The organism is Rhodococcus ruber, from assembly GCF_027270735.1.
Classification (GTDB): Bacteria; Actinomycetota; Actinomycetes; order Mycobacteriales; family Mycobacteriaceae; genus Rhodococcoides; species Rhodococcoides rubrum_A.
In genome coordinates this window covers 49,995-71,036 of sequence record NZ_JAPWIJ010000006.1, presented here as the reverse complement: position 1 = coordinate 71,036, position 21,042 = coordinate 49,995, and the positions used below count along the sequence as shown (strand labels likewise).

At 65.4% G+C, this 21,042-nt stretch carries 18 protein-coding genes and 1 riboswitch; of the genes, 13 read left to right on the top strand and 5 right to left on the bottom strand.

What is annotated here, in order from left to right; translation table 11 throughout:
- Positions 1-66: 66 nt before the first annotated feature.
- Entirely contained in the window at positions 67-1,182 is a 1,116-nt protein-coding gene (locus tag O4220_RS15130) for a hypothetical protein (RefSeq protein WP_269605573.1), read from the bottom strand.
- Between the two features lie 181 nt (positions 1,183-1,363).
- Between O4220_RS15130 and O4220_RS15125 the strand changes: the two genes are divergently transcribed.
- The 9 genes from O4220_RS15125 to O4220_RS15085 all read left to right on the top strand — a co-directional run bounded on the left by O4220_RS15125 (position 1,364) and on the right by O4220_RS15085 (position 9,371).
- Complete coding sequence (locus tag O4220_RS15125) at positions 1,364-2,422, top strand: 2,3-butanediol dehydrogenase (protein WP_269605570.1); 1,059 nt, start codon at positions 1,364-1,366, stop codon at positions 2,420-2,422.
- Complete coding sequence (locus O4220_RS15120; protein WP_269605568.1) at positions 2,419-3,186, top strand: acetoin reductase; 768 nt, start codon at positions 2,419-2,421, stop codon at positions 3,184-3,186. The genes O4220_RS15125 and O4220_RS15120 overlap by 4 nt, the downstream gene beginning before the upstream one ends.
- Before the next feature lie 44 nt (positions 3,187-3,230).
- On the top strand, positions 3,231-4,544 hold the full coding sequence (locus tag O4220_RS15115; protein WP_269605566.1) for a GAF domain-containing protein: 1,314 nt from the start codon (positions 3,231-3,233) through the stop codon (positions 4,542-4,544).
- 14 nt (positions 4,545-4,558) lie between these two features.
- On the top strand, positions 4,559-6,616 hold the full coding sequence (locus tag O4220_RS15110) for an FUSC family protein (protein ID WP_269605564.1): 2,058 nt from the start codon (positions 4,559-4,561) through the stop codon (positions 6,614-6,616).
- Between the two features lie 43 nt (positions 6,617-6,659).
- Positions 6,660-7,295, top strand: coding sequence for a HEAT repeat domain-containing protein (locus O4220_RS15105; protein ID WP_269605562.1), 636 nt, complete (start codon positions 6,660-6,662; stop codon positions 7,293-7,295).
- A 9-nt stretch (positions 7,296-7,304) separates the two neighbouring features.
- Entirely contained in the window at positions 7,305-8,279 is a 975-nt protein-coding gene (locus O4220_RS15100; protein WP_269605559.1) for a HEAT repeat domain-containing protein, read from the top strand.
- Positions 8,280-8,302: 23 nt separating this feature from the next.
- Positions 8,303-8,644, top strand: a complete 342-nt coding sequence (locus tag O4220_RS15095) for a cupredoxin domain-containing protein (RefSeq protein ID WP_269605557.1) — start codon at positions 8,303-8,305, stop codon at positions 8,642-8,644.
- A 13-nt stretch (positions 8,645-8,657) separates the two neighbouring features.
- The gene (locus O4220_RS15090) at positions 8,658-9,062 is read left to right on the top strand and encodes a DUF2752 domain-containing protein (protein ID WP_269605555.1); all 405 of its coding nucleotides are present in this window, start codon (positions 8,658-8,660) and stop codon (positions 9,060-9,062) included.
- A gap of 111 nt (positions 9,063-9,173) precedes the next feature.
- Entirely contained in the window at positions 9,174-9,371 is a 198-nt protein-coding gene (locus O4220_RS15085) for a hypothetical protein (RefSeq protein WP_032380110.1), read from the top strand.
- Between the two features lie 81 nt (positions 9,372-9,452).
- Here the strand turns inward: O4220_RS15085 and O4220_RS15080 are convergent, their stop codons facing one another.
- The gene (locus tag O4220_RS15080; protein ID WP_269605552.1) at positions 9,453-10,592 is read right to left on the bottom strand and encodes an epoxide hydrolase family protein; all 1,140 of its coding nucleotides are present in this window, start codon (positions 10,590-10,592) and stop codon (positions 9,453-9,455) included.
- A gap of 163 nt (positions 10,593-10,755) precedes the next feature.
- On the opposite strand from O4220_RS15080, the gene O4220_RS15075 reads away from it, so the two are divergent.
- Together O4220_RS15075 and O4220_RS15070 are read left to right on the top strand one after the other, a co-directional pair.
- A complete protein-coding gene (locus tag O4220_RS15075; protein WP_269606294.1) occupies positions 10,756-11,385 on the top strand; it encodes a GntR family transcriptional regulator in 630 nt (209 codons plus the stop codon).
- Positions 11,382-12,632 carry an MFS transporter gene (locus O4220_RS15070; protein ID WP_269605550.1) on the top strand — a complete coding sequence of 417 codons (1,251 nt, stop codon included), beginning with the start codon at positions 11,382-11,384 and terminating at the stop codon, positions 12,630-12,632. The genes O4220_RS15075 and O4220_RS15070 overlap by 4 nt, the downstream gene beginning before the upstream one ends.
- On the opposite strand, the gene O4220_RS15065 is transcribed toward O4220_RS15070, so the two are convergent.
- Positions 12,629-13,243 carry a hypothetical protein gene (locus O4220_RS15065; RefSeq protein WP_269605547.1) on the bottom strand — a complete coding sequence of 205 codons (615 nt, stop codon included), beginning with the start codon at positions 13,241-13,243 and terminating at the stop codon, positions 12,629-12,631. The genes O4220_RS15070 and O4220_RS15065 overlap by 4 nt on opposite strands.
- 100 nt (positions 13,244-13,343) lie before the next feature.
- Between O4220_RS15065 and O4220_RS15060 the strand changes: the two genes are divergently transcribed.
- A complete protein-coding gene (locus O4220_RS15060; RefSeq protein ID WP_269605545.1) occupies positions 13,344-13,964 on the top strand; it encodes a hypothetical protein in 621 nt (206 codons plus the stop codon).
- A 23-nt stretch (positions 13,965-13,987) separates the two neighbouring features.
- Here the strand turns inward: O4220_RS15060 and O4220_RS15055 are convergent, their stop codons facing one another.
- Both O4220_RS15055 and O4220_RS15050 read right to left on the bottom strand, forming a co-directional pair.
- The gene (locus O4220_RS15055; RefSeq protein WP_269605543.1) at positions 13,988-15,325 is read right to left on the bottom strand and encodes a M1 family metallopeptidase; all 1,338 of its coding nucleotides are present in this window, start codon (positions 15,323-15,325) and stop codon (positions 13,988-13,990) included.
- Positions 15,326-15,331: 6 nt separating this feature from the next.
- On the bottom strand, positions 15,332-19,276 hold the full coding sequence (locus tag O4220_RS15050) for a Pls/PosA family non-ribosomal peptide synthetase (RefSeq protein WP_269606292.1): 3,945 nt from the start codon (positions 19,274-19,276) through the stop codon (positions 15,332-15,334).
- Positions 19,277-19,489: 213 nt separating this feature from the next.
- Positions 19,490-19,605: riboswitch (SAM riboswitch) on the top strand.
- Positions 19,606-19,658: 53 nt separating this feature from the next.
- Here O4220_RS15050 and O4220_RS15045 point away from each other — a divergent pair.
- A complete protein-coding gene (locus O4220_RS15045) occupies positions 19,659-20,990 on the top strand; it encodes an aminotransferase class V-fold PLP-dependent enzyme (protein ID WP_269605540.1) in 1,332 nt (443 codons plus the stop codon).
- Positions 20,991-21,042: the final 52 nt, after the last annotated feature.

Below are 21,042 nucleotides of genomic sequence, written 5' to 3'. Positions count from 1 at the left end.
CTTCTATGTGACCCAGCACACTCCTCTTGCGGGTGTGGGTCGAGAGTTGCAATGGGTTGCAGCGGCTCATGCCGGCGAGAGCTTCTTCAACCCCAACGACTGGAATCCGACGACGTAGATCAGCGTCCAGAGCACCAGCCAGTCGATGAACCCCAGCGCGTTCCCGGAGATACCTGCCGCCACGACGGGCTCGTGCAGGACGTGCTCCGCAACGACGAAGTAGTAGGCCAGGAACGTGCCGATCGCCAAGGCAAAGGTCAGTAGTGCGCGCCCCGCCGCGGGGAAGCGATTACCGAAACCGTTGGCCCAGAAAATCATCCAGAACGCCCAACAGACGCCGATCTGCGCCGGGAATTGGTCGATGACGGAGCCGAGCTCGGCGGTGGCGTCGGAGCCGACCAGGAACTTCGCCAGCGGGACCATCAGGAAGTAGATAGCGGTGCCGAGAACCGTGTTGCCGACGGTGGCTGCCAGAGCGGTCCGTCCGCCGCCTCCGGCCAATTTCCACGGCCAGTTGTCGAGGGTCTGGCCAGTGAGGATGACCGAGACCACGATCGAGTAGAACCAGCCCAGTGCGGTGTCGACGGACATCAACGGATCGGTGGCCGAGAGCGAGACCGAGGGCAGACCGAATACGAAGTACAACGCGAGAGTCGGTACGGCGACGAACGCGATCTCGCACAGCCCGATCAGCGGTTGCTTCATGCGCAGCACGGTCCACGGCCAGTGCTGCCAGTTGAGGACCACCATGACCCAGGTTCCGAATCCGAACAGCACGAACAGCGCTCCGGCGAAGTAGCCCAGTCCGCCCTCCCGAGTGCCGGCGAAATCCGGATACAGCGCACCGAGGCCGCTGCCGAGGATCCAGGTGACGGTAACGGCGAACACCGCCGTCGAGGTCAGGATCGCGAGCCCGCGCATCGGTTGCTTCAGAGAGTCGAATCCCACGAACTCACAATCGAATCCGATGAACACGATGAAGAGAATCGCCCAGAACAGCGCGGCGTTGAACGGAAGGGGATAGAAGTTCCACGGGCTGGTGGTGGGGTCTGCCATCAGATACCACGTCGCAAGCGACACGGCCGCCACGACGGCGAGGTTGGCGACTCCGAACAGGAGCCAGTTGCCCTGTGGTGGAGTGATTTTCGGCTTGCTCAGTGGGCGGTCTGCAGTTGCGGTCATGTGCTGCTCGTTTCGATCGAGGTGAAGGTGACGCCGTCACTATGAGCTGAATCACATGGGACCGTCAGGGTTGCGAGAGGTTGCAGCGAGTCGGGAGCAGTGCAACGCGATGCAACCCTGGCGGTTGTGCTCCGGGTCACATAAACCTGTGTGCATCCAATCCAGTCAGGAGTGAAGACCGATGCGCGCAGCTGTGTATTACGGACCCAACAAGGTGGAGATCACCGACGTCCCCGAGCCCCACCCCGGTGAAGGGCAGGTCAAGATCAAGATCGGGTTCAACGGAATCTGCGGAACCGACCTGCACGAGTACTACGCCGGCCCCATCTTCATCCCCACCTCGCCGCATCCTCTGACCGGTCAGGAAATGCCGCTCGTGCTCGGACACGAGTTCTCGGGAACGGTCACCGAACTCGGCTCGGGTGTAATCGGCGTGAAAGTGGGCGACCGCGTGGCCATCGAGCCGCTCTACCGCTGCGGCCAGTGCGGGCCGTGCCGGGCGGGCAATTACAACATCTGTGCGCAGATCGGCTTCCACGGACTGATGTCCGACGGCGGAATGGCCGAATACACCGTGGTGCCCACCGACATGATTCACGCCTTGCCCGACAACGTCTCTCTCGAACTCGGTGCCCTCGTCGAACCGATGTCGGTCGCCTATCACGCTGCAACGCTGGGAGATCCGAAGCCCGACGACACCGCTATGGTGTTCGGAGCAGGACCGATCGGCATCGGACTGTGGTTCGCGCTGCGCGGCAAAGGACTCGACAACGTCTACGTCGTCGAACCGTCGCCGACGCGTCGAGCATCGATCGAGGCCCTCGGAGCCAGAACCCTCGATCCGACGGCCCTCGACATCCCGGCCTACATCGCAGACCTCACCGACGGCAAGGGTGCCGACGCCATCTACGACGCGGCCGGTGTGCAACCTGCCGTGGAGACCGCGCTGGGCTGCATCGGCGCTCGCAAGCCCCTCGTCAGCGTCGCGATCTACGAGAAACCCCTGACCACACCGCTGCAGAAGTTGGTGATGAACGAATCCCGCATCCAGGGCTCGCTCTGCTACACCTCCGCCGACTACGAGGCCGTCATCGATCTGATGAGCAAGGGCCACTACGACACGACCGGCTGGGTGGACAAGATCGCGCTCGACGGCGTCATCGACGACGGATTCGAGGCGCTGCACGCAGGCACGAAGATGAAAGTTCTGGTCGACCCCTCGACGGGTGCACCCGCATGAGCGCCGTGTTGGTGACGGGAGCCGGTCAGGGCATCGGACGGGCGATCGCGTTGCGGTTGGCATCCGACGGTCACGACATCGCCTTGGTCGACCTGGGCGAGGACAAGATTGCCGGCGTCGCCGACGAGGTGCGTCGAACAGGCTCGAAGGCAACGACATTCGTGGCCGACGTCAGTGATCGCGACCAGGTGTTCGCAGCCGTCGACCACGCGCACAGCGCGCTCGGCGGCTTCGACGTCATCGTCAACAATGCCGGCATCGCCCAGGTGGCCCCTATCGACGATGTTCGACCCGAAGACACGAAGAAGATCTGGGCCGTCAACGTCGACGGTGTGCTGTGGGGAATCCAAGCTGCCGCAGCGACATTCAAGGCTCTGGGCCAGAAGGGCAAGATCATCAACGCGTCGTCCATCGCGGGTCACGACGGATTCGCGATGCTCGGGGTCTACAGCGCAACGAAATTCGCAGTCCGGGCATTGACCCAGGCTGCGGCCAAGGAGTACGCCTCGGACGGCATCACCGTCAACGCGTACTGCCCCGGTGTTGTCGGCACCGACATGTGGGTGACCATCGACAAACGATTCGCAGAGCTGACCGGTGCCGCGGAGGGCGAAACCTACGACAAGTTCGTCGGCGGTATCGCTCTCGGTCGGGCGCAGACGCCCGAGGACGTAGCGGCGTTCGTCTCGTATCTCGCCGGACCCGACTCGGATTACATGACGGGCCAGGCACCGTTGATCGACGGTGGCCTGGTCTATCGGTAGCCCCCGTTGATACCGATCTGTGAGCTGGAGCACAATTGACAACGATGACGCAGTCGACAGGTCCCGAACCTGCGCTGGCGGCCGGCGAAGACCCGCGCCGCTACGCGCAGATTCTCACTGCCGTGTACGACGCGACCATGACCGGCGGCAAGTCGCCTGCGCGTCCCCGTGAGGTCATCGGTGACTCGTGGCGGCGGTTGCAGACCCTGGGCATCGACCCCGAGCTGGGCAACCCCGCCGAGACGCAGATGGACGTCTCCGACCTCGAGCTCACGCGTCGGGAATCGGGTTTGTTCGACATCCTGGACGATCTGGCTCGCGGCCTGGAATCGGTGGTGCAGGACGGCGACAACATCCTCGTCGTCGCCGATCGGCACGGCCGCGTGCTGTGGCGCAGCGGATCGACGGCCGTCCTCGACCGGGCCGACAACCTCGGATTCGTCGAGGGGGCCAACTGGGCGGAGGATTCGGTGGGCACGAACGCCATCGGAACTGCACTCGTCTCAGGCCGCGCGGTCCAGATCTTCTCGGCCGAACACTATGTGCGCAGCCATCATTCGTGGACGTGTGCCGGAGCGCCGATCCGTGATCCGCGAACCGGCCAGGTGCTGGGAGCCATCGACGTCAGCGGGCCGGCCAAGACTGTCCACCCCACCACCATTGCGCTGGTCGACGCAGTCGCACGGTTGGCCGAATCCCAACTGCGCGAGATTCATCGGTCCACCCTCGATCGATTGCGTTCGGTGGCCGCACCGATGCTCGCGCGGCTGCGTTCGCCGGCACTGGCAGTCGACGCGAACGGGTGGGTCGCGGCCGTCGAATCGGTGGCACTGCGCAATCGCATCCTGCTTCCCGAGGACCTGGCGACCGGTCGCTTCTGGCTGCCGACGCTCGGTGTGTGCGACTTCGAACCCCTGCCCGGTGGATGGCTGGTGCTGCCGACCAGCACAAAGGATTCCGGCGTCGCCGATGTCGGATCGACAAGAATCCGCATCGACCTGCGCAATTCACAGAAGCCGCGCGTCGAGGTGCGCAGCGAAGTGGGGGAGTGGACTCACGAGCCGACTCCCCGGCACGCCGAGATTCTGTTCCTTCTCGCCACGCATCGGCACGGACGAACGGCCGCCCAGATGGCCGCAGATCTGTTCGGCGACGCCGGCCGCGCGATCACCGTGCGCGCCGAGATGTCGCGGCTGCGCAAGCACCTCGCCGGCATCGTCTCCACACAGCCGTACCGACTGGACGAGTCGTCGACGGTGGAGCTGCTCATGCCGTCGGACCCGAGCCGTTTGCTGCCGCATTCGTCGGCACCGGCGATCTGCGTGGCCCGGCACTTCGAGCACGACGTGAAGCTGTAGCGCAGAATCGAGGAATGAACCGCCTCGCCCGAATCCTCGATGCCTCGGATCCGGGACAGGTACGGCTGCGCAGTGCGTCGGCGACGACGTCGACGGTGCTGCTGGCGATGGTGATTCTGTTGCTGATTACGCGCGCCATCGGTCAGCCGGTGACGGTCGCGATGCTCGGAACCGTGGTGGCGATGCAGGCATCGGCGGCAGTGAAGGACAAAGACCAGCACAGTCGGCTGATCACCACCGCACTGATGGCGCTGCCGGCCTCGGCGGCAGTGACGTTGGCGTCGTTGCTCTCCGAGCTCGGCAAGGTGGCCGACGTCGGCTTCATCGTGGTGTTGTTCGCGGCCGTATGGGTCCGCAGATTCGGTCCTCGCGGCACCGCCCTGGGCATGGTGGCGTTCATCTCGTACTTCTTCGCACTGTTTCTGCGCGCGACCCCGGGGCAGCTGCCGACGCTCATCGCGGCGATCCTCGGCGGTGTGGCGATCGCGCTGTTCGTGCGCGCGGTGATCTTCCCGGATCGGCCGATCGTGGAAGTCCGTCGGTTGCTGTTCGCCATGCGGGCGGTATCGGTATCGGTGCTCGAGGCGGCGTCGAGGCAGGAAGACCGTGACTTGAACCTGTTGCGCCGCAGACTCGACCGGCTCGGCAACACCGCGCTGATGATCGACGACTGGCTCGACCGACACGACGCCGGTCAGCTGCTCAGCGTTACCAGCACCGATTTGTCGCTCCGCGTGTTCGACGCGCAGATCGCAACCGAACAACTCGTCAGCTCTCTCTGGGCTCTCGATCCGGCCAAGCCATGGCCGAAGGTGCTGGGACAGGCAACAACGGCTCTCGGGTCGGTCCTGCAGAACACGCCGTCCTCGGAACAGCTTCGGGCCGCTCGTCGGTTGGCCGCAACGGCCGCCGAGCGGGCCGACCCGTCGACCCCCGCAGGCATTGCTACGGTCTCCGCGCAGCGAGCCGTGCAGGCGCACATCGCTATTCATCACATCACCACCAACGCAGTCTCGGTTGCTGCGAGCCCCGAGACCGAATCGGCCGAGCCCGCGACCAAGGATGAGCCGAGCGGACTGAACCCCAGCACCAAGGCTGCGATTCAGGTGGCCGTGGCCACCAGCGCGGCGACCGTGCTGGGTGAACTGGTCTCGCCCGACCGCTGGTACTGGGCGGTGCTGACGGCGTTCCTGGTGTTCACCGGGGCGTCGACTCGGGGCGAGATCCTTACGCGCGCAGGCCAACGCGTCCTCGGAACCATCGCAGGCGTACTGGCCGGTGTGGTGATCGCCGCACTGGTGGGCAACAATCAACCCCTGCAGTTGGTGTTGATCGTCGTCTGCGTCTTCTTCGCGTTCTACCTGGTGACCGTGGCGTACGCGTTGCTCTCGTTCTTCGTCACCATTCTGCTCGCGATGCTCTACGGGCTGCTGGGCACGTTCAGTATCGAGGTGCTCGAGCTACGTATCACCGAGACCGCCGTCGGCGGCGTGGTCGGTATCGTCTCCGCGTACTTCATCTTCTCGACCGGAACTCGAAAGACGATGGTGGACAAGGTCGATACCTACCTCGAACAGTTGGACGCGTTGATCGAGGCCAGTGTCGAATCGGTTGTGGCACCGGGAGGAGAGACCGACCTGGTGGCGTCGACGCGCACGCTCGACAACGCGTTGAAGGACGTCGTGACGGCCGGAAAGCCACTCGTACTGGGGCCGACGACCCGCAGCAGGCGAGGCGCGAAACGACTGCTGCGAGTGTTGGCCGTCAGTAGCCGATCTGCCCATGCGTTGGCCCGAGCGGGCGTGTTGGCCTCTCGCGCCGATACGCAGACGGCCCCGTCGGACGACACGGCCCGGGCTCTGCGCGACGCCGCGGCTCTGGTGCGCGAGACCGTACGCCACGTCGAGGCGGCCGCAGCGGGCAAGCACGTCGAGCCGCCTGAGAAGGTCACCGAGACGACTGTCCTGGATGTCATGCTCACCTCCACCAACGCACCCGGTCCACTGCGGGGTGCGGTGCGCGCGTTGAACACGATGAACCGAACTCTCGCGGACGTGCTGAGTCGGAGTTGACCTTGGCACGGTGACAAGGTCTTGGCTGGGCTGCATGAACTCGATGAATTCGGTAAATGGGGCACTCCAACACAGCAATCCGTCGACCCGGCTTCGGGCCGCGCTCGATATCGGTACGACACCGGATCTGCAGTTCCTCGACGCACTGCTGCAGCGGTGCGCCGTCGAACCGGATTTTCAGGTGCGAGAGATGTTGACGTGGGCGCTGATTCGGCTTCCTGCGTCGTCGACGGTTCCTCGTTTGATCGAGGAAGTGCGATCCGGCGGGGCGCAGGCTCGCAGCCAGGCGTTGCACACGTTGTCCAAGATCAAAGATCGGGCGGCGTGGCAGCTCATCACCGAACCGTTGATCTCCGACCCCGACGACGAGGTGGCGCGTAGCGCGTGGCGAGCCGCGGTGGTTCTGGTACCGACCGGAAGCGAAGGGCAGCTGGCCGGGATGCTGAGCACGCAACTCGGGCGAGGTGGGTTCGAGGTGCAGCGCAGTCTCAGCCGCGCGCTGGTTGCGCTCGGATCGGTGATCGAGCCGATGCTGCAGCTCGCCGCGTCGAGCAACGATGATGTCGTTCGTGGCCATGCTCTGGCCACCGAGGCGCTGCTCCGAGACCCGGATGCCGGGTTCGCGGTGTTCGAGGCCACACGCGTCGATGCCCTTGGCGTAGTCGACACGGCGGGGTGAGATAGGACGATGTTGATCGGAGAAGTGGCGCGACGGTCCGGGGTGAGCGCGCGCATGCTGCGGCACTACGACCGACTCGGGCTGGTGCAGCCGACCTCGCGGAGCAGTACCGGCTACCGCGAATACTCCCCGGAGGACGTTCGGCGCCTGTTCCACGTCGAATCCCTACGTTCGCTCGGTCTGTCGTTGCACGACGTCGGGCGCGCGCTGGACGATCCGAGTTTCGCGGCCTCGGGACTCGTAGACGAGCTCGCGGCCCGAGCCGAAGAACGCATCGCGCGAGATACCGAATTGCTCACCCGGCTGCGTCGCGTCGGCAGCGCCCGTCCCGACGACTGGGACGACGTGCTCGGCACCGTGGCGATGCTCGGCGACCTGGACTCGGTGAGTGCCGGAAAACGGCAGTCGGCAGCGTTGGCATCGGTCGGTGATCGGACCGTACCGGCGGAGGCCCTGGCCGAGGCAGTACTGCGCGAACCCGCAACCAACGTGGCCGGCGCACTTCGGTGGGCCCTCGCGCAGTCCGGTGGCCTCGCGGTCGCGCCGCTGCGGCAGGGCCTGCACTCACCGGACCCCGATGTGCGCCGCCGCGCCGTCGAGACCGTCGTCGAGATCGACCACCCCGACGCCACCGACGTGTTGCGCGAGGCGCTGGTCCACGACGACGCGCAGATCAGGCGCGTCGCTGCACTGGAACTGGCGGCCAGAGGGGTCACCGACGCCGTTCCGACGCTGATCGAGATGGTCCACGACGGAACGAACGATGTGGATGCCGCAGACGCTCTCGGACTGCTGGGATCGGACTCCTCCACAGTGGCGGCTCTGATGGACGGGCTCGACGATGTCGCTGTGAGACTGCGAGTGACGCAAGCCCTGGCGAGCATTCCGGGCCCGGCGGCCGTGCAGGCGCTGCAGCGCTTGAACCGAGACTCCGACCGATCGGTTGCGCTGACGGCCGAGTACATCCTCGGCCGGAGGGAGTGAGCCGTTTCGGTACCGTCGAGGTCATGAAGGCATTCGGATTGTTCGCGGCACTGCTGATCACGTTGACTGCCTGCTCCACCGCAACCACCCCGGCCGCACCCGCCGAACCGGTCGCCCAGAACCAGGTGACCGTCGCCGACCGGATGTACTCGCCGAAGACACTGACGATCTCCGTGGGAGAGACCGTCACGTGGGTGTTCGCGGACAAAGGCATGGCACACAACGTTGTCGCCGACGACAACTCGTTTCGCAGTCAGCTCATGGAGACCGGCCAGTTCACCCACACCTTCGACACCGCGGGCACCTTCACGTATCACTGCACGCCGCATCCGGACATGACCGCGACGATCATCGTCGAACCGTGATGAACTGGTAGCCATGGCAACCCGGACCCGCAGCACCGCCGCACCCTTGGGGGTGGCGGCAGCAGCGGTCGGTGGGGCAGTGCTCCTGCACGTGCGCGACCCGCGAACCTCGACCTATCTTCCCTGCCCCTTCCACGCGCTGACCGGATTGTGGTGCCCCGGGTGCGGAGCCACCCGCGCTCTCGGCGACCTCAGCCGCGGAGACATCGTGGCGGCCGCGTCGAGCAATGTCGTTGCGGTTGTCCTTGCGATCGTTGCGGTCGCGGTGTGGGCGTTGTGGCTTCGAGCGCGCTGGACCGGCCGTCCGCTGCCGCGCCCTCGATTCGACCGTCCGACAGTGATCGTCCTGATCGTTGTTCTTACTGCGTTCGCGGTGGTGCGCAACACCCCGTGGGGCAGCGCAATCGCCCCGACCTGAACTCTGAGGAGTAGCTGTGCTGTTGGAAATCTTCTCGATCATCGTGCTGCTCGGCGTACTCATCGCGCTGATCCCCACCGCCCGACGCGTGTTCAAGAAAGGTGACGACGAATGAGCGACTCCCTGAAGGATCGGGTGCGCGCGAAGTTACTCGCGCAACTCGCCGACGACGGAGGCACCGCCGCCGAACAAGCGGAGGGCGACGACCCACGCCTGAACGCACTGCGCGACGACCTGGAGGCACTCGAGTCGGCGCAGGACGGGGATCCGGTGATCGACGATATCGCCGCACGCCACTGGGTGCCCTGACTGCTGCCGCGGTCGTCCGTGCGACTGTCAGGCCAGGCATGAGGTGCCCATCCTCGGCCTCTGCATTACGGGTTCGCGCTCCTACGTCGACGAGTCGAGGAAAGTCCGCAGATCCGCCGCCAGCTCAGCCGGATACTCCATCGCGGCGAAATGCCCACCGTGATCGGGAACTTCGGTCCAGTGCACGATGCGGAATTCTTGTTCCGCGAGGTGCCGAATGCCGATGTCGTGCGCAAACATGATGGCACCGACCGGTTGTGACGGCTTCTCGGCCTGCTCGCCCCAGGCGCCGGATTCGGCTGCGTACACGGTGTATGCGGCACTACCGGCGCAACGAGTGAGCCAATACAGAGTGACGTGCGCCAGGATGCGTCTGTCCGGTTCCGCGTCGAACGGATAAGTCCACGCACGAAACTTGTCCAGCATCCAAGCGAGCTGACCGATGGGACTGTCGGTCATGGCGGCACCGATCAATTGCGGTCGCGTCGACTGGATGGAGATGTACCCGAACTCGGACTGCAGGAAGTCCGCTACGCGGCGATAGCGGTCCAGTTCGACTTCGGTGCAACGCTTTTGCTCTTCTTCGTCAGGCGCTTGCTGGGGTGCGCCGATCGAACCGTTGACGTGAATGGCGGTGCAGTGATCGGGATCCAGCCGTCCCATCGCAGGTGCAACGCCGGCACCGTAGTCGCCACCTTGCACGACGTACGAGTCGTACTCCAGGTGACTCATCAACTCCACGAACGCTTTCGCCACCCGGTCGGTGGTCCACCCGTCGTCGGAGAGCGGCATGGAGAAAGCGAATCCGGGTACGGAGGGAACTATCACGTCGAAGGGACGGCTGTTCACGTCGTCCGGCTCCGTGAGGAGCGGAATGAGCTCCAGAAACTCGAGATACGACCCGGGCCACCCATGGCACAGCAGTATCGGTGTGGCATCGGCCCGCGACGATCGCACGTGCAGATAGTGGATGCGCTGCCCGTCGATTTCCACCAGGAATTGGGGGAATGCCTCGAGCTGCCTTTCCACGTCCCGCCAGCTGAAGTCGTCGATCCACGTCGAGGCCATGGATTTCAGGACGGAGATGGGGACACCGGTGGTCCAGTCGTCGGCACCCAAAGGTTCCGGGAGACGGGCGTCGCGGACGCGTCGTGCCAGGTCGTCGAGTTCGGACTGCGGGATGTCGACGGTGAACGGGGCGGGGGACTCGGTGATGGTCATGTCAGTACGTTCGCAGCTATTGCGGACAGCACCTGTCCTGATCGTCAGTGGCTTTTCGACCGTCGATGTCACGTCGAGTGGACTTCGGTAGGGGCCAGGGTTGGTATCGGTGTGAGGCGCATCTAGTATCTATGATGTGTCCGAGACGAGATCCGCAGCCGATATGGCGTACCTGACTGTCAAGGAACTCGTAATTTCGGGGGAACTTCCCGGTGGTGAGCTGGTCAGCGAGGGTGAGATCGCGACCCGTCTCGAGATCAGTCGCACGCCCGTGCGCGAGGCATTTCTTCGCCTACAGGTCGAAGGATGGATGCGCCTCTATCCCAAGCGTGGGGCTCTGATCGTCCCGATCGCGGTGGGTGAGGCGGAAAGTGTCGTCGACGCGAGGCGATTGGTGGAGGCGGGAAGCGTCCGCGCCTTCATCGAGGATGCAGGTGCCCGCTCACGAGTGGTGGATGCTCTGCGCGAGAACCTGCGATTGCAGGAACAGCTGGCGGTCGACGGCACCGCCGCCGAGTTCAGTGCCGCCGACGCCGACTTCCACCGCACCGTCGTCCGAGCCGGCAAAAACCCGTTGCTCGACGCGTTCTACGACGGACTCCGCGAGCGACAGCGGCGGATGACCGCGGCGTCCCTGACCCGTGATCCGGGCCAGATCTCCCGCATCGTCGACGACCATCGCCGACTCACCGACCTCATCGAGGCCGGCGACGCAGACGGATTCGAGCGAGCCGTCGAACAACACATGCTCGGGGTGCACGGCTTGCGCACAGACAGAGGGGGAACACGATGACCGAGGCAATGATCGACGAAGAACTGCAGCAGACAGCGGCCAAACGCTGGCTGCTGGTGGCGTCGGGCATGTTCGCTGTCGCCTGGGGCGGCAACGAGTTCACGCCGTTGTTGGTGATGTATAGGCTCGATCACGGCTTCTCGGCCGTGGTGGTCGATACGTTCCTGTTCGCCTACGTCCTGGGCATCATCCCGGCGATGTTGATCTGCGGGCCGCTCTCGGATCGACTCGGCCGACGCCCGATCATGTTGCCCGCCCCTGCAATTGCTGCAGCCGGGTCCATTCTGATCGCACTCGGACCCGACAACGCATACATGCTTTTCGGTGGCCGTGTACTCAGCGGCATCGCGCTCGGAATCGGTATGGCCGTGGGCGGTAGCTGGGTCAAGGAACTCTCCAGCCGTGATGCCACTGCCAAACCCGGTGCTGGAGCGCGTCGTGCCGCGATGTCGTTGACAGCGGGCTTCGCCCTCGGTGCCGGAGTTGCCGGTGTGCTCGCGCAGTGGGCACCGTGGCCGACGCACCTCGCTTACAGCGTGCACGTGCTCATCTGCATCGTCGCCAGTATCGGTATGCTCTCCGTTCCCGAAACACGCACGGCGACAGTGACATCGAAGAGCAAGAAGCTGCTCGACGACCTGAGGATCCCGTCCGCTTCGCATCGACGGTTCCTGTTCGTCGTATTGCCTTTGGCGCCATGGGTGTTCGGTGCCGCAAGCGTCGCCTATGCGGTGCTGCCGTCCTTGATGGCCGATGCGTTGGCCGACGAGCCCGGTGGCGGCTATCCCGTTGCACTTTCGGCCGCGATGGCGGTGATCGCCCTCGGCTCCGGATTCGCGATCCAGGCCGTCGGGCGTCGAATCGACACACCCGCCAACGCGCGCGGTGCCCTGGTGGCGCTGACACTGCTGGTGGTCGGCATGGCCGTCGCGGCCTGGGCTGCGTCGGTGCTGACGATTGCCGCGGCCCTGATCGCGGCAGCGGTGCTCGGGTGTGGGTACGGAATGGCGCTCGTCTCGGGTCTGCAAGAGGTGCAACGCATCGCGGGCCCCGACGACCTCGCCGGCCTCACCGCGGTGTTCTACTCGCTGACGTACCTGGGCTTCGCGGTGCCTGCCGTTCTGTCGGCGCTCACCGAGACCTGGCCCGGCGTGGTCACGTACCCCATCATCTTCGGATTCGGCGCGGTGATGGCCGGAATCTGTGGCCTGGTGGTGCGATCGAAGACGTCCGCTCACCTGCCCTAGGACGGAGGTTTGGATCTGTTCTGAATTACGGGTTGCTTGCGCCGCTGGCGGATCAGCACCGCGGCACCCGCAATTCCCGCTGCGACGAGGACTACGCCTGCGGCGACACTGGCGACGCGCTCGGGCCATGGCAGCATCGTCGGCACGCTGAACATGCGCCGAAAGAACGGCTCGATCATTGCCCCGGCGGGGACGACAAGACGCGCGATCAAGCCTGACGGGCCGCCGCCTCGTGCTGCGACCCCGACGAGACCCAACGGGCCGCCCATGACGAGGGCGAGAGCAAACCACATTCGGTTCGCCGCCCACACGGTCCCGTCGAACATCCCGAACAGTTGCCCGACAACGTAGTGCACCACCAACGCCAGCAGACTCGCGACGATCCCTGCCGCGAACGCGTGCAGCGGACGGCGGACCAGCCAGCCGGACAGGATGGGCAGGCCGGCCCACACGGCACCCGAATTCACCAATTTGCTGAGGGTCGAGCGCACGGCGAGCACTGTGTTCGCCTCAGCGGACAACTGGCTTACGCTCGTGATGTTCGACGCGAGCGACACCAGAGCCACGGTGATCGCGGCCGCAATGACAAGTCCCCACCACCGTTTCGCCATCAGTGGATGGTACGCAGGCATCGCGTCATTTCTCTGAACAGACAGAGCTCTCCGCGAGTGGATGCGCGCTGACCGGTTCGGCTCTAGGATCAGCGCCATCATGCTGCAGTCCTCTCGCACTGCCCCGCCGCACCGAGTACCTCCGACGGCGGCGCTCGTGGCTGCAACCGCGTGGAACCGACGCGAGGCGTACTGGTTTCTCGTCGCGGTGATCGTGCCGGCTGCCTGCTGGTCGAGGTATCCCGAGCTGGTGCCCTATATGTTCGCGCTCGTTCTGCTGGGGGCATCGGTGATCCGCGTCTCGGCAGTGGCGCGATGGGTGTCGATGCTGCGATGGGGAGTGATCGCAGACGTCGAGACCGTGGACACGGCACTGCGCGGTGATCGCAACCTTCGGCTCGCGCACGCCACCGGTTGGAACGTCCAACGGCGTTGGTACACAGGGGTTGTCACAGAATCTGCGGTGCGGTACCGGGCCGGGGACGCGCGCGGTCACCTCTTCGTTCGGGGACTGCCGTTCACCACCGGGGTGGTGCTCGCGCACTCCAAGCAGCCGTCGTCTGCCATGGCCATCAGCGACTTCTCCTGCGATCTGCAACTGGACGGCAAAGGACGCTGGGCGGCGTCGTTCCCGCGGGGGTTCTGGAGACAGGCGTTGGCGACGGTCGCGCTGTACGGCTACGCGATTGCCGGGTTGTCGGTGTCGCTCGGGTATCGCTGACGCCGGTCCATTGCCTGCTCGAACTACGGCAACGACGGCAATTGTTTGTCCACGAGCCATGCGTCCCACAGACTTCGGGGGCAACCGAAGCGGGAGGCGAGGTCGGTGAAGTCGGCGGTCGCCACGGTGGAGTAGCGGTACTTGGAGGTCCATTCCTGGATCAGCCCGAAGAAGCGCTCGTCGCCGATGGTGCGTCGCAACGCGTGCAGTGCCAGTGCGCCGCGCTTGTAGACGCGGTCATCGAAGATACGGGCAGGCCCTGGATCGGTGAGCTGCATGTCCATGGCCAGGCCGCGCTGAATGGTGTGCGCCCGCTTGGCCTTGTCGTGAGCCGTTGCGCCGCCGGAGTTCTCGGCCCAGATCCACTCCGAGTAGCAGGCGAATCCCTCGTGCAGCCAGATGTCGGCCCACTTGCCGAGGGTCAGCGAGTTGCCGAACCACTGGTGCGCCAACTCGTGCGCCACCAGGCGCTCGTAGTACCGGGAACCGGAACAGTGATTGGCACCGAAGATCGACAGCCCCTGCGCCTCGATCGGGATTTCGAGATCGTCGTCGGTCACCACCACGGTGTACGACGCGAAAGGGTAAGGGCCGTAGAGCCGTACGAAGGTATCCATCATCTGCGGTTGACGGCCGAAATCATGGTCGAACTGTGCGCGCAGTCGCGGGGGAGTGATCGCCTTCATCGGCACCGGCCCCGGGCTGACGATGCGATGCTCGTACGGACCGATCTGGATGGTCGCGAGATACGTGGCCATCGGCTCGGGCTGCTCGTACACCCAGGTGGTCCGGCTGGCGCGAGTGTGCTTGCGCACCAACGTTCCGTTGGCCACCGCGTAGTACGGCGAATCGGTGGTGATGGTGATGCCGTAGCTGGCCTTGGACACCGGATGATCGTCACACGGAAACCACGAAGCAGCACCGTTCGGCTGACTCGCGACGATCGATCCCTCGGTGAGCTCCTCCCAGCCGACCTCACCCCACAAACCGTTGATGGCCTTGGGAGTTCCGCCGTACGCCACCGTCACGACCAACGCTGCACCCGAGGCGATCGGCTTGGCGGGCGTGATTTTCAGCTTGCCGCGTTGATGGCTGAACTTCACCGAACGCGAACCGTTGACCGATACCTTCGACACGTTCATCGCCGGGCCGAGGTCGAACGCGAACTTAGACACCGTCGCCGTGGTGACCGCAGTGATCTTCGCCTTGCCCGTCAACCGGTTGCTCTCGACCTTGTACTCGAGGTCGAGCTCGTAGCGCGAGACGCGATAGCCGCGGTTACCGTTCTGCGGAAGATACGTATCGATCGGATTGTCACTGGAGTCGACGTCGAACACGGGGGCCACGAGCCTGTCCACCACTGAAGATCACCCCTCGTTTCGGTCGTCGCGAATCCGCGGAAAGGGATCACCCTTGGCCCACGGCGCGATCGGATTGCCTTGCCAACGAGTATGCGCGGGAACCGTATCGCCGCGCATCACCAGGGAGGCAGGGCCCACCGTCGCACCTTCACCTATACCCGAAGCGGGCAATGCGACACAGTGCGGTCCCAAGGTTGCGCCTGCGCCGAGATCGACAGTGTCCATGGACATGATCCGATCATGGAACAGGTGCGTCTGCACAACGCACCCTCGGTTGACCGTCGCGCCGTCGGCCAACGTCACCAGATCGGCCTCCGGCAGCCAGTACGTCTCACACCACACACCTCGCCCGATGTCGGCTCCGAGCCACCGCAGCCACATGTTCAGGACGGCGGTGCCTTCGGCTGCGCGCGCGAACCATGGCGCGGCGACGGTCTCGACGAACGTGTCGGCCACCTCGTTGCGCCACACGAACGAGCTCCACAGCGGGTGGTCGGTCTTACCGATGCGGCCGACCCACAGCCACTTCGCCAACGCCGACACTGCGGCAGCCACGAAACCGGCGACGAGTAGTACGAGTCCGCTGAGCAGCGCAGCCAACCAGTAGCCGATGGAGTCGGCGATGGCGGTGAGCCCGAACAACACTGCGAGCCCGATGCCGAACGTCACGACGACGGGAATCAACCGGCACGTCTCGACGAGTGCACGGGCGATCTTCAACTTCCTGGGCGGATCGAACGTGCGCGACGAGTCCGCGCTACCGGCCGCCCGACGCAATCGCACCGGTGGGCTACCGAGCCACGACGAGCCCGACTTCGCCTTGTCCGGCGTCGCCGACAGCACCGCGACCAAGCCGTTCTTCGGCACGGTTCGCCCGGGCCCGGTCATGCCGGAGTTACCGAGAAACGCCCGCTTGCCCACTTTGGCGTCGCCCAGATGCATCCAGCCGCCGCCGAGTTCGTAGCTGGCGACCATCGTGTCGTCGGCCAGGAAAGCGCCGTCGGCGACGGTGGTGAACTTGGGGATCATCAGCACCGTCGACGCTTCGACGTCCTTGCCGATCTTCGCGCCGAGGAGTCGGAGCCAGTGCGGCGTCAGCAACGATGCGTAGAGCGGGAACAGGAACGTGCGCGCCGAGTCCATGAGGCGTTCGGTGGCCCACACCTGCCAGCCGATACGGCTGCGCACCGGGTGGTATCCGCCGACGAGTCCGATGCTGAGCAACCGCACCGCGACGACGGTGATCACGGCGAACACCGCCAGCGACACCATCGTTGCGACGGGCAACATCACCAGTCCACGTTCGAAGGCGTCGAGCACGGAGTCGGCAGTGTGAATCCACCAGCCCATCAACACCAGGCTGACACCGATCGAGAACAGCGCCATGCCCGACAGGAACAGGGACGCGATGCCGTATGCGAACACCCAGTGGGTCGCCCGCGGCGGTGTCTCGGCGGGCCACGGATGATCGGCCTTGCCGACCTTCTGCGCGGGCGAACCGGACCACATCTGCCCGGCCTTCACTCGTCCGACGACCGCCGAACCGGCGGTGACGACCGCGTTCTTACCGACCTTGGTTCCTGGCAGCAGCGTCGAGCGGGCACCGACAGTCGCCCCGGCACCGATCTCGATGCCGCCGATGTAGACGAGATCGCCGTCGATCCAGTGCCCGGACAGATCCACCTCGGGCTCGATGGAACAGCCGTCGCCCAGCTCGAGCATGCCGGTGACCGGCGGCAGCGTGTGCAGGTCGACGCCCTTACCGATCTTCGAACCGAGAGCGCGCGCGTAGTAGACCATCCACGGCGCACCCGAAAGATTGGAGGCACCGCTGGCATCGGTCAATCGTGTTGCCGCCCAGAGTCTTATGTGCATGCTGCCGCCGCGCTTGTACGCGCCGGGTTTCAACCCGGCCAACAGGATGCGCGATCCGATCACCGAAATCGCCATCCGCCCGACCGGCGTGATGAACAAGACGAACGCGAGCAGAATCCACCACCACGACAGCGTCGGAGCCCACGACACGTCGCCGAACCACGACATGACGTTGAACAGCAACCCCAGCCAGGTGACCCACTGCAACCCGGTCAAGGTGGTCAACGGAACCGTCGCCAGAATCTGCGCCCACTGGGCGGTGCGCGACGTCGGGGGCACCTCGCGTGGAATTGCCTCGACCACCGGCTTCAGATCATCGAGATACTGTGCGAGCGAACCCAATCGGGGATGGTCGTACAACTGTGCGACGGTGACCTCGGGGAACCGCTCGCGTAAAGCCGTCACCAGCTGCGCGGCCGAGAGCGACCCGCCGCCGTTGGCGAAGAAGTCGGCGTTCTCGTCGTTGACCTGTGCACCGAGGATGTTGGTCCACAGCTGCGCCACCCACCCCGCCGTGCCGCCGAGCGCCGACGCGCCCGCCGAGCCGGGCAGTGGCCACGGCAGAGCGTTGCGGTCGACTTTGCCCGAGGTGCGCGTGGGCATCTCGTCGACCAACGCGAGGCGCGGTACCAGCGCCGACGGCAGCTGCTCGGCCAACAGTGTTCGGGCGGCCTCGAGATCGAAATCGGGGTCGGTGCTGGCGAGATAGCCGACCAGAACCGAGTTACCCGCTCCGGTCTTTCGCACGGCCGCAGCGGCACCGCTGACGCCCGGAAGTGCCTGCAGCGCATTGTCTATCTCGCCGAGTTCGATGCGTCGACCACCGAGCTTGACCTGATCGTCTGCGCGGCCCTGAAAGAGCAGGCCCTCGAGCTCGAGCTTGACCAGATCGCCACTGCGATACGCCCGCTCCCATCCGAGGGAGGGCATGGGCGCGTACTTCTCGGCGTCCTTGGCTGGATCGAGATACCGGGCGAGGCCGACGCCACCGATGACGAGCTCACCGATTTCACCGACCTGTACCGGAGCGCCAGACGCGTCGACCACCGCCAGGTCCCACCCGTCCAACGGCAATCCGATGCGGACGGGACCCTTCCCGTCCATGATGGCCGCGCATGCGACGACCGTTGCTTCGGTGGGGCCGTAGGTGTTCCAGACCTCGCGACCCTCGACGGCGAGTCGCTCGGCCAGCTCCGGGGGGCATGCTTCGCCGCCGAAGATGAGCAGCCGCACTGCCTCGAGTGCGACCGCGGGCCACAGCGACGCCAGGGTCGGCACCGTCGAGACGACACTGATATCGCGGGAGACGAGCCACGGACCGAGATCGAAGCCGGACCGAACCAACGACCGCGGCGCGGGCACCAGGCATGCGCCGTGTCGCCACGCCAGCCACATCTCCTCGCACGACGCGTCGAACGCCACCGACAGGCCGGCGAGCACACGATCACCCGGCCCGAGCGGATCCTGCTGCAGGAACATGCGCGCTTCGGCGTCGACGAACGCTGCCGCATTGCGATGACTGACCGCGACACCCTTGGGCGTACCCGTGGAACCCGAGGTGAAGATGACCCACGCGTCATCCTCCGGGGTGGGCAGTCCGGCCCCGTGTTCGGAAAGGTCGTCGTGGGGAACGTCCTGCTTGGGGGCAGTACCGGCCGCGATCCCACCTGCAGTGACGATGGCGGTGACCTTCGCTTCGCCGAAGACCAGTTCGGCGCGTTCCTCAGGATCGTCCGCGTCGACCGGAACGTAGGCGGCACCGACCTGGAGGATGGACAGAATGGCCACGTAGAGGGAGAAGGAACCCGACGGCATGCGGATGCCGACGCGATCGCCGCGCCGGACGCCTGCATTGGCGAGCCACTGCGCGCCCTCGGCGATGTCGTCCAACAATTCGGAGTAGCTGACCGACACGGCACCGTCGTCGATGGCGGGGGCGTCGGGAAAACGATGGGCGGTGTCGCGGAGAACGTCGATGAGCGTCCGGGCGGGAGGAGCGAGAGACGAGCGAAGAAACGCCGCCGGTGCTGGCGCGTTGTCCGCGCTCGAACCCGGCAGATCGTTCTCTTGGTGCACAGACAACCGGGCGTCCTTCTCATTCGTTTGCAATGACTCTGCGTTTGGCAGGTGACTCTGTGGTGCTGGCAAGCAGCAGCGCCGTTGGTTATCTCACGTTCTGTTTGCCAGCAGGTGAACGAGCGTGCGTTCCCACCGCGGAAATCCTACTGCCGCACGCGTGTGAGTCCCGGCTTGACAAAACTGCAGCGGGTTTGCAAAGGTTTTGTCCACGGTCACGAGTACCAGCATCAAGCCCCGGCTCGCTGGTCGGCAACCCTCCTTCGCGGTGGGGTGCTCCGGGTGACGACCAGGCTGTTGCCGGAAAACCGGCGCGGCAAGCGCGGACTCGTTCACGAAATCTTCGGTTGCGGGTCCCTCGAACGTGAGGGCTTGATCTGTCATGACATCTGTACTTTCCCGCCCCTGTGCTCCTTTTGCCCCTGTTTCGGGCACGGATCTGCAGGTACCCCTGGTGCAGGGTGGCACGTGCACCTACGCCAACTTCGACTACGCGGCCAGCGCGCCGGCCCTGGCGGCAGTGACCGATCGGATCGCGGAGCTGCTGCCGTTCTACTCGAGCGTGCATCGAGGTGCCGGCTACGCCTCGCGCGTCTCGACGGCTGCCTACGAGAAGGCTCGGGTGACCGTCGCCGATTTTGTTGGTGCGCAGAAGGATTCGGTGGTGGTGTTCACGCGGAACACCACCGACTCGCTCAATCTGCTGGCCGCGTGTGTGCCGGGCGACACAGTGGTACTCGATATCGAACACCACGCGAACCTGCTTCCGTGGCGTGATCGCCGAGTGGTGGTGGCCGCGTCGACACTGGCCGAGACGATCGACCGCCTCGACGCCGAGCTGGCCGCGAAACCTGCTGCACTACTGGCGATCACAGGTGCATCGAATGTCACCGGTGAGGTCCTCCCCGTTGCGGAACTTGCCGCTCTGGCGCATCGGCACGGGGCCCGGATCGCAGTGGACGGTGCTCAGCTGGTTCCGCATCGCCGCATCGACATCGCTGCACTCGGTGTGGACTACCTCGCCTTCTCGGGGCACAAGCTGTACGCCCCGTTCGGTGCGGGAGTGCTTGTGGGCGCACGTGATTGGCTCGACGTCGGCGAGCCGCACCTGGCCGGTGGCGGCGCGGTGCGCAGCGTGAGCATCGACCACACGGAGTGGGCCCCGGCACCTCAGCGGCACGAGGCCGGCACCCCCAACGTGCTCGGAGTGGCCGCACTGGCTGCGGCCTGTGAGGCCATCGCGGGATTCGACGACGACGAGCTGCAGGCACACGAGCACGAATTGTCGTCCCGCCTGCGAGGCGGACTGACCGCTCTGGACGGCGTCGAACTGCTGCAGGTGTGGGCCGATGCACCCGACACCGTCGGCATCGTCACCTTCACAGTGGCCGGACGCGACCCAGGTGAGGTGGCCGCGTACCTCTCTGCCGAGCACGGAATCGGAGTGCGGGACGGCAAGTTCTGCGCACATCCGCTGCTCCGCCGGCTGGACCATGCGGACGGCGCGGTTCGAGCCAGCATCGGCCTCGGCAGTTCCTCGGCCGATGTAGACCGACTCGTCGACGCACTCGCCGCCCTGGTCGAGTCCGGACCGAACTGGCACTACGAGGAGGACGCCGGTTGGTGGAACCCCGTGCCGGATCCTCGACCCTTCCCGGGCCTGGTCGACGGGGCAGCCGGGGTTGGATCCCCGTGCACCCCCTCGGACGGTTAGCATGGCGTCATGACCGTGAGTGTCGCGTGGCTGGGCAACCGCCACTGGTGCA